Source organism: Roseateles sp. (genome assembly GCF_046300915.1).
Lineage (GTDB): Bacteria > Pseudomonadota > Gammaproteobacteria > Burkholderiales > Burkholderiaceae_C > Kinneretia.
On the sequence record NZ_JBKCLH010000048.1, the window covers coordinates 1 to 7,149 of the forward strand.

At 69.6% G+C, this 7,149-nt stretch carries 7 protein-coding genes; 4 read left to right on the top strand and 3 right to left on the bottom strand.

Annotated features, from left to right (window positions below):
* Positions 1 to 154 precede the first annotated feature (154 nt).
* Genes ACK5F2_RS03560 through ACK5F2_RS03570 form a run of 3 tightly spaced genes read left to right on the top strand, consistent with a single transcriptional unit; the run spans position 155 to position 3,255 of the window.
* Positions 155 to 937 carry a helical backbone metal receptor gene (locus tag ACK5F2_RS03560; protein WP_409862840.1) on the top strand — a complete coding sequence of 261 codons (783 nt, stop codon included), beginning with the start codon at positions 155 to 157 and terminating at the stop codon, positions 935 to 937.
* 4 nt (positions 938 to 941) lie between these two features.
* On the top strand, positions 942 to 1,583 hold the full coding sequence (locus ACK5F2_RS03565) for a MarC family protein (RefSeq protein ID WP_409862841.1): 642 nt from the start codon (positions 942 to 944) through the stop codon (positions 1,581 to 1,583).
* Positions 1,584 to 1,590: 7 nt separating this feature from the next.
* Positions 1,591 to 3,255, top strand: a complete 1,665-nt coding sequence (locus ACK5F2_RS03570; protein WP_409862843.1) for a GMC family oxidoreductase — start codon at positions 1,591 to 1,593, stop codon at positions 3,253 to 3,255.
* 6 nt (positions 3,256 to 3,261) lie between these two features.
* Here ACK5F2_RS03570 and ACK5F2_RS03575 read toward each other — a convergent pair whose 3' ends face one another.
* Complete coding sequence (locus ACK5F2_RS03575) at positions 3,262 to 4,644, bottom strand: leucyl aminopeptidase family protein (RefSeq protein ID WP_133601950.1); 1,383 nt, start codon at positions 4,642 to 4,644, stop codon at positions 3,262 to 3,264.
* Positions 4,645 to 4,684: 40 nt separating this feature from the next.
* The gene (locus tag ACK5F2_RS03580; RefSeq protein WP_409862845.1) at positions 4,685 to 5,041 is read right to left on the bottom strand and encodes a thioredoxin family protein; all 357 of its coding nucleotides are present in this window, start codon (positions 5,039 to 5,041) and stop codon (positions 4,685 to 4,687) included.
* 128 nt (positions 5,042 to 5,169) lie between these two features.
* On the opposite strand from ACK5F2_RS03580, the gene ACK5F2_RS03585 reads away from it, so the two are divergent.
* Entirely contained in the window at positions 5,170 to 5,331 is a 162-nt protein-coding gene (locus ACK5F2_RS03585) for a hypothetical protein (RefSeq protein ID WP_409862847.1), read from the top strand.
* A 179-nt stretch (positions 5,332 to 5,510) separates the two neighbouring features.
* On the opposite strand, the gene ACK5F2_RS03590 is transcribed toward ACK5F2_RS03585, so the two are convergent.
* The coding region (locus tag ACK5F2_RS03590) for a DEAD/DEAH box helicase (RefSeq protein ID WP_409862848.1) at positions 5,511 to 7,149 on the bottom strand (1,639 nt) is incomplete at its 5' end.

Genomic DNA, 7,149 nt, shown 5'->3' on the forward strand with positions numbered 1-7,149 from the left:
CCCCACCGCCGCCCGAGACGCCCCTGAGCCAGGCGGCCATGGCCGGCGGTGGGGTGGTGGCGGCCCTGGCCCTGGTGCTGCCGGGTCTGGTGTATCTGCGGGGCTGCTGCGCCGTCTATCTGGTGCTGCGCGATCTGCAGGCACCGGACCCGTCATGAGCCCGACATTCCCGCGCATCGCCTGCCTGGTTCCCTCGATCAGCGAATTGCTGGCGGCCCTGGGTCTGGCGCCCCTCATGGTGGCGCGTACCGGCTTTTGCATCCATCCGGCCGAGACCATGGCCGCCATTCCCAAGGTGGGCGGCACCAAGGATGTGAACCTGGACAAGCTGCGCCGGCTGGCGCCCAGCCATGTGATCGTCAATGTGGACGAGAACCGGCTGGAGACCGTGCAGGCCCTGCGCGAGTTCGTGCCGCACATCATCGTCACCCCTCCCAATGACCCGGCCGACAACCTGGCCCTGCTGGAGCAGCTGGTCGCGGCTTTCGGGGCCGTGGAGGGTGTGGCGGCGCGCGCCGCGGCCCTGGCCGAAGCCCTGCAGGCCGAGCTGGCGCGCTGCGCCGCCCAGGACTGGCCGGGCGAGGCCGTGCTCTACCTGATCTGGCGCGAGCCCTGGATGACGGTGGCGCGTGACACCTACCTCGCCCGCATGCTGGCCCGCGTGGGCTGGCGCAGCTGGCCCGAAGTGCTGGGCGGCGAGTCCGGCGCGGCCCGCTACCCGGTGCTGCGTGGTGATGAACCCTGGCTGGCGCGGGTACAGCGCGTGCTGCTGAGCTCGGAGCCCTACCGCTTCGAGGCCGAGCATCTGCCTCTGGCCCAGGCCCTGTGTCCGCAGGCGAGGGTGCAGCTGGTGGATGGGGAGCTGCTGAGCTGGTACGGCCCGCGCGCAGCCCAGGGTCTGGCCTATTTGCGAGGCCTGGCCCAGCACTCACAATGAGTTCATGGAATTGTTCAAGCCCCTGATCGCCCTGCTGGCGATCGTCAACCCGGTCGGGGTCATCCCCTTCTTCATCCACTTCACGCAGAACTTCTCGCGCCAGCAGCGCCAGCGCACCATACGCGTCAGTGCCTTCACCGCCTTCATCGTGGTGGCGGTCAGCGCGGTGGCCGGCCTCAAGGTGATCGAGTTCTTCAACATCTCCCTGCCCAGCTTCCAGGTGGGTGGCGGTACGCTGCTGCTGATCAGCGCCATCCAGATGCTCAATGCCCAGCCGGCCGAAACCCGGCAGGAGGATGTGAAGGAGGGCGCCGACAAGGCCGACGCCGGGGCCAGCATTGCCGTCGTGCCGCTCACCATTCCCCTTCTCACCGGCCCGGCCACCATCTCCACCATGGTGATCTATGCCGAGAAGACCCGCCACTGGTGGGAGCTGGCCGCCCTGGTGGGCTACGGCGTGGTGGTGGGCCTGGTGACTTTCGCGGTGTTCAGCGCCTCGGGCCGCATCGCCCGCGTGCTGGGCCAGACCGGCATCAACATCATGACCCGGCTGATGGGCCTGATCCTGGCCGCCCTGGCGGTGGAACTGCTGGCCGACGGCCTGACCAAGCTCTTCCCGGTGCTGGCCTCGCATCTGGCGCGCTGAGGTCTTTGTGAGTCAGGACGCTGCGCTGTTTGACACCATCATCGTGGGCGCCGGCACGGCCGGCTGCCTGCTGGCCAACCGCCTCTCGGCCGACCCGCGGCGCCGCGTGCTGCTGCTGGAGGCCGGCGGGGTGGACGACTACCACTGGATCCACATCCCGGTCGGCTATCTGCACTGCATCGGCAATCCGCGCACCGACTGGCTCTACCAGACCGAGGCCGCCGCAGGCCTGAACGGGCGCCGCCTGCGTTACCCGCGCGGCAAGGTGCTGGGCGGCTGCTCCAGCATCAACGGCATGATCTATATGCGCGGCCAGTCGCGCGACTACGAGGCCTGGGCCGAGGCCTGCGGCGATGAGAGCTGGCGCTGGGGCCAGGTCTTGCCTCACTTCAAGAAGCACGAGAACCACTGGCGCCTGGACCCCGGCGCCCAGCCCGTCTCCGATGCCTTCAAGGCCCTGCACGGCCAGGGCGGCGAGTGGCGGGTGGAGAAGCAGCGCCTGCGTTGGGACATCCTGGACGCCTTTGCCCAGGCCGCCCAGCAGGCCGGCATTCCGGCCAGCGATGACTTCAACGGCGGCAATAACGAGGGCGTGGGCTATTTCGAGGTCAACCAGCGCAAGGGCTGGCGCTGGAACACGGCCAAGGCCTTTTTGAGGCCGCTGTGCCTGGGCCGCTCCAATTTCGAGCTCTGGACCGGCGCCCAGGTGCGGCGCCTGCTGCTGGAGCGCGAGGACGGTGCCCTGCACTGCCGCGGCGCCGAAGTGGGCACGCCCAAGGGCCTGGAAACGGTGCGGCTCAAGCCCGGCGGCGAGCTGCTGCTGGCCGCGGGCGCCATCGGCTCGCCGCAGATCCTGCAGCTCTCGGGACTGGGACCGGCGGGCCTGCTGCAGGGCCTGGGCATTGAGCTGCAGCAGGATCTGCCCGGCGTGGGTGCCAATCTGCAGGATCATCTGCAGATCCGCGCGGTCTTCAAGGTGCAGGGCGCCAAGACCCTGAACACCCTGGCCAACAGCCTCTGGGGCAAGGCCGCCATCGGCCTGGAGTACCTGCTGCGCCGCAGCGGACCCATGAGCATGGCGCCTTCACAGCTGGGCGCCTTCGCCAAGAGCTCGCCGGACAAGGCCTGGCCCGATCTGCAGTACCACGTGCAGCCGCTCTCGCTGGATGCCTTCGGCGAGCCCTTGCATGACTTTCCGGCCTTCACGGCCAGCGTCTGCAATCTCAATCCCAGCAGCCGCGGCACGGTGAACATCCGCTCGGCGGATGCGGCGGACGCCCCGGCGATTGCGCCCAACTACCTGAGCACCGAGGAGGACCGGCGCATCGCGGCCGAAAGCCTGCGCCTGACCCGGCGCATCGTGGCCCAGCCGGCCCTGGCCGCCTATCGGCCCGAGGAATACAAGCCGGGGCCGCAGTACCAGAGCGACGAGGAGCTGGCCCGCCTGGCGGGCGATATCGCCACCACCATCTTCCACCCCGTGGGCACCTGCAAGATGGGCCGCGCCGAGGACGCGATGGCCGTGGTGGACAGCCGCCTGCGCGTGCGCGGCGTGGCGGGCCTGCGCGTGGTGGATGCCAGCGTGATGCCCAGCATCACCAGCGGCAACACCAATTCGCCGACGCTGATGATTGCCGAGAAGGCCGCCGAGTGGGTGCTCGGCGGCGCCTGAGCGCGCTCAGGCCGTGAAGCGCTGCTCCAGATAGGCCAGCAGGGTGCGGATGGTCTGCGCCTCGCCACCCACGGGGCGGCCCGGGCGGGCGCCGTCGTTCCAGGCGAAGAGGTCGATGTGCAGCCAGTCCTGGTTCTCGGGCACGAAGTACTCGAGGAACAGGGCCGCATTGATGGCGCCGGCCAGGGCGCTCTTGCCGGTGTTGACGATGTCGCCGATCGTGCTCTCGATGCCGCCCTTGTAGGGCGCCCACAGCGGCATATGCCACAGCGGGTCGTCCAGCTTCAGGCCCAGGTCCACCAGATCGCGCGCGGTGTCGAAATGCTTGCTGAACAGGGCGGGCAGCTGGGCGCCCAGGGCCACGCGGGCGGCGCCGGTGAGGGTGGCCAGGTCAATGATCAGCTCGGGCTTGCCCTCGCTGGCATAGGCCAGGGCGTCGCTGAGCACCACGCGGCCCTCGGCATCGGTGTTGCCGATCTCGATGTTCAGGCCCTTGCGGGTGGGCACGATGTCGCCGGGGCGGTAGGCATTGCCCGAGATCGCGTTTTCCACCGCCGGAATCAGCAGCTGCAGGCGCACCGGCAGCTTGAGCGCCATGATCAGGGTGGCCAGGCCCAGGGCATTGGCGGCGCCGCCCATGTCCTTCTTCATCTGGCGCATGCCCTCGCCGCCCTTGATGTTCAGGCCGCCGGTGTCAAAGCACACGCCCTTGCCCACGATGGCGATGCGCGGATGCTTGGGGTTGCCCCAGTTCAGCTCGATCAGACGCGGTGCGCGCGCGGCGGCGCGACCCACGGCGTGCACGGCCGGGAAGTTCTTCTTGAGCAGGGCATCGCCCACGATCTGGCTGAACTTGGCGCCATGCTGCTTGGCCAGCAGCTGGGCCGCCTTGGCCAGTTCTTCCGGGCCCATGTGCTCGGCCGGGGTGTTGACCAGATCGCGGGTGGCCGTGATGGCCGTGGCCAGGGCCAGGCCGCGCTGGGCCTCGGGGCTGTCGGCCATCACCAGGGTGGCGGGCTCGCGCTTGGCCTTCTTGTAGAGGTCGAACTGGTAGCCGCCCAGCTCCCAGGACAGGGCCGCGGCCTCGGCGTCCACGCTCAGGCCGGCGCTGGCGTCCAGCCAGTAGCTGCCGGCCGGCAGGGCCAGGGGCAGATGGGCCAGGGCAAAGGGCGCGTTGGCGCCGGACACGCCGGCAAAGACCTGGGCCAGCTTGCCGTCCGGGCCGGGCACCAGGGCCTGGGTGTCGGGCGCGCCGCTGAAGCCGACAGTGGCCAGCCACTGTCGGGTCGGGGCGGGCAGGGAGGCGCTGAGGGCCTGGAAGGCGGCGCGGTCGACCACGGTGATGGCGATCGCGGCGGCCGGCGTCTTGTTCTTGAATTGAACCGTCATGGCAGCTGTCCTGGTGGGGAATGAACAGCCGGGGATTGTCTCAGCAGCAGCTCTGTTGCAAACGGGCGAGTAGCGCACGGCCGGCGGGGCTCGCCTGGGTCTGGGGTGGGGCTGTCTCGAGCGCCGCCAGCAGGCGCTGCACCGTGGCCAGCTCGGGCGTCACCGGGCCCAGGAAGAGCAGCTCGGCGCCGCGGCCCACCAGCAGGGTGGGAAAGGTTTCCACCTCCAGATCGTCCACCAGTTCGGCGTCGTCCTCGATGTCCACCCAGAGAAAGCGCCAGTCCGGATGCTGCTGGCGCAGCTGGGCAAAGACCTCGTGATAGCCCTCGCAGACCCGGCACCAGGCGGCGCACAGGCAGGCCACGAGCAGGGGAGCGGGGGTGGCAGGGCTGGACATGGCGCCGACTGTAGCGAGAAATCCGGCCCAAGGATTTGTTGCCTCCCGCTGTCAACCGTGCATCGCGGACCGGCGTTAGGGAGGCACGGTGGCCCCGTTGGGCACCATGTTGGGGCAGTAAAGCCATGATGAAAAGCCAATTCCGTACCGAACCGCAACCCCGTCGCCTGCCGCTGCCTGAGTGGCACTGCGACAACAAGGGCCGCAAGCACGAGGCTTTCGAGACCGCCAGCCTGGGTTGCGACCGTCGCAGCTTGGCCCGCGCGCTGCGCTTCGACAGGAAGCGTTGACCCCTCGCCCGCGAATACGCGGTCGGTCCCCCGAGGGGACCGGATTTTCTCCGGGGCAGACCCCGGATCAATCCGTTTGAACCGCGCCGAGCGCGCGGTTCGCCTTCCTGGCGTAAGGCCAAGAAGTCGCCCTTGGGGCGGCCCGGCGGGCGACTTGTGCACCATGCTGGTGCCTCAAATCAAGCCAGCGGTGCCAGCAAGACCCGCAGATCCGCCTCGGTGAACTTGGTCGCCTCGGCCCCGTCGCTGCCCAGCACGCCCTCGGCCAGCGCCAGTTTGCGGGCCTGCAGCTCCAGCATCCGCTCCTCGATGCTGCCTTCCACCACCAGTTTGTAGACAAACACCGGCTTGTCCTGGCCGATGCGGTGCGCCCGCGCGCTGGCCTGGGCCTCGACGGCCGGGTTCCACCAGGGGTCGACATGGATCACCGTGTCGGCCGCCGTCAGGTTCAGCCCCACGCCGCCGGCCTTCAGGCTGATCAGCATCAAGGGGCAGGCCCCGGCCTGGAAGCGCCGCACGATCTCGCCGCGCTGCGCCACCGGCGTCGCGCCGGTCAGCAGCAGGAAGTCCAGTTCCTGTTGCTTCAGCTGCGCGGCGATCAGCCCCAGCATCTCGGCGAACTGTGAGAACACCAGTACCCGCCGCCCCTCGGCCAGCAGCTCCGGCAGCATCTCGGCCAGCAACTCCAGCTTGGCGCGCTCGGTGTCGGGCTTGATCTGTTGTTCCACATCCTTCAGCAGCAGCGGGTCGCAGCAGACCTGGCGCAGCTTCAGCAGGGCGTCCAGCACCGTGATCTGCGAAGCCCCGAAGCCGCGCCGCTGCAACACGCGCCGCACCTGGGTGTCGGCCGCCACCCGCACGCTCTCGTACAGATCGCGCTGCTGGCCATAGAGCCGCACCCGCCGCGTCACCTCGGTCAGCGGCGGCAGCTCGGTGGCCACCTCCTCCTTGCGCCGGCGCAGGATGAAGGGCCGCACCCGTGCGCTCAGCAGCTGGGCCCGCAGGCTCTCGCCCTTGACCTCGATGGGCTTGCGCCAAAGCCTGAAAAAACTGCGCTCATCGCCCAGAAAGCCCGGCATCAGGAAGTCGAACTGAGCCCACAGCTCGCCCAGATGGTTTTCCAGCGGCGTGCCGGTCAGCGCCAGCCGGTGCCGCGCATTCAGCCGCCGCACCGCCTTGGCCGCCAGGCTGCCGGCGTTCTTGACCGTCTGCGCCTCGTCCAGGATCAGCAGATGCCAGGGCTGCGCCGCCAACGCCTCGATATCGCGCCACAGCAGCGGATAGGTCGACAGCACCAGATCAAACTCGGCCAGGCGCGGGAAATGCTCGTGGCGCTCCGGCCCATGCAGCAGCAGCACGCGCAAGCCAGGCGCGATGCGCCGCGCCTCGGCCAGCCAGTTGAACAGCAGCGAGGTCGGCAGCACGGCCAGCGCCGGCTGCGTCAACCGGCCGGCCTGTTTTTCGAGCAGCAGATGGGCCAGGGCCTGGGCCGTCTTGCCCAGACCCATGTCATCGGCCAGGATGCCGGCCAGCTTGTGCTCGCGCAGGTATTGCAGCCAGGCCAGGCCGGTGAGCTGGTAGCCGCGCAAGCTCAGGCCCAGGCCCTCGGGCGGCGCCACCGGCCGCGGCGAGCCTGCCGCGCGCAGCTTCTCGGCCATGCGCCGCAGCCCGGCATCGCCCTGGATCTGCCAGCCGCCTGCACGGCCAGGGTCCAGCAGCTCCAGCCGGCCGGCGTCCCAGTCGCTCAAGCGCAGCGGGCCCTCGGCGCGCTTGGGGTCGGCCAGCAGGTCCACCATCGCGCCGAGGATGGGCTTCAGG

Coding starts and splice junctions, on each gene's coding strand:
- ACK5F2_RS03560 (WP_409862840.1), top strand. CDS start 155: ATGAGCCCGACATTCCCGCGCATCGCCTGCCTGGTTCCCTCGATCAGC.
- ACK5F2_RS03565 (WP_409862841.1), top strand. CDS start 942: ATGGAATTGTTCAAGCCCCTGATCGCCCTGCTGGCGATCGTCAACCCG.
- ACK5F2_RS03575 (WP_133601950.1), bottom strand. CDS start 4,644: ATGACGGTTCAATTCAAGAACAAGACGCCGGCCGCCGCGATCGCCATC.
- ACK5F2_RS03580 (WP_409862845.1), bottom strand. CDS start 5,041: ATGTCCAGCCCTGCCACCCCCGCTCCCCTGCTCGTGGCCTGCCTGTGC.
- ACK5F2_RS03585 (WP_409862847.1), top strand. CDS start 5,170: ATGAAAAGCCAATTCCGTACCGAACCGCAACCCCGTCGCCTGCCGCTG.